Genomic DNA, 532 nt, shown 5'->3' on the forward strand with positions numbered 1-532 from the left:
GCGCCACGCTCATCGTCTACGACACCACGCAGATCAAGACACCGCCGACCTCGTGGAGCGACCTGTACAAACCCGAATACGAAGGAAAGCTGGCGATCGGCGACATCAGCGGGACGTCAGGGGCGCATCTGCTCATTGCGCTCAATCGCATGAAGGGAGGCACGCTCACCAACGTCAATCCCGGCTTCGAAGCGATCAAGCCGCTCGCCAAGTCATCCGTCACGCAGTACACGCAAGCCGACCAACTCGTGTCGCTGTTCGAGCGCAAGGAGATCGCGATCGCCGTCTGGTACCCGGACCGTGCGGGCGCGGCCATCGACAAGGGCCTGCCGCTTGCTGTCGTGTTCCCCAAGGAAGGGGCGATCGGCATTCTTCCTGCGCTGGTCATTCCGAAGGGCGGAAAGTCGCCAGCCCTCGCGCTGAAGTACATCGACGAAGTGCTGTCCCGCGAGGGCCAGGCCTGTTTCGGCGAAAAGAGCTATGCAGGGCCCGTCAACACGAAGGTGAAGCTGTCGGACAAGGCGTCCAAGAT

General features: G+C 62.0%; 1 protein-coding gene. It reads left to right on the forward strand.

Going from position 1 to position 532, the window contains the following annotated elements; translation table 11 throughout:
• Positions 1 to 532: extracellular solute-binding protein (locus AC1DTN_RS39070; protein WP_477925608.1), on the forward strand; the 532-nt coding region annotated here is incomplete at both ends.

The organism is Rhizobium sp. 01T444 (assembly GCF_056398305.1).